The 750-nt window shown below is 81.3% G+C and carries 1 pseudogene; it reads right to left on the reverse strand.

From position 1 onward, the window contains the following. Positions 1-750: pseudogene (locus WCS02_RS20820) on the reverse strand (hypothetical protein); the annotation flags it as partial.

Raw genomic sequence — 750 nt, forward strand, 5'->3', positions numbered from 1 at the left:
GGTCGAGGCGCGGGCGGTGGCGGCGGCCGGGCCACAGCAGCGCGAGCACCAGCAGGCCGAGCGCGACGGGTGCGACGACGCCCCAGGCGGGCGGGAGGCCGGGGGGCCAGACCTCGAGCGTGCCCCCGGCGGCGGGCAGCAGGAAGCCCTGGGCCCAGCCGTCGACGGTGGTGCGGGACAGCGCGGCGCCGTCCAGGCGCGCCGACCAGGACGTGCGGGCGGTCTCGGCGAGCACGAGGACCCGCCCCGGCGCGCCGGCCGGCACCTCGGTGGTGCCGGTGCGCAGGTCGACGGTCCCGAGCGGCTCGCCGGTCGTGGACGCCAGCCGGGCCCGGGCGGCGACGGGCCCTGCGGCGACGGCCTCGCTGTCGACGCGCCACGTGGTGCGCTGACCGTCCTGGGCGGTGCGCACCAGCCCGGCGCGCTGGGCCAGGGCGGTGTCGACGTCGGGCCGGTCGTCGACGACGACCCAGCCGACCCCGAGCCCGGCGAGGGCACCGGCGACCTGGGTGCCGGGCACGGGACCGTCGCCGAGGGCCGAGGCCACGACGTCGGCCAGGCGTCGGTCGCCGGCGCGCACGGGACGCTCGGGGGCCGCGAGCAGGTCCTGCACGGAGGCCTGGCCGGGGCCGGGCTGGCCGGAGGCGAGGTCCCAGCCCAGGACGGCGTCGGCGCCGCGCGCGGGCGTGCCGGCGAGCTCCCCGAGCAGGAGGGTGCGGGTCGCCTGCGGCGAGCGGGCGCCGACCAGAA

Origin of the sequence: Aquipuribacter hungaricus (assembly GCF_037860755.1) — a bacterium.
GTDB lineage: Bacteria > Actinomycetota > Actinomycetes > Actinomycetales > JBBAYJ01 > Aquipuribacter > Aquipuribacter hungaricus.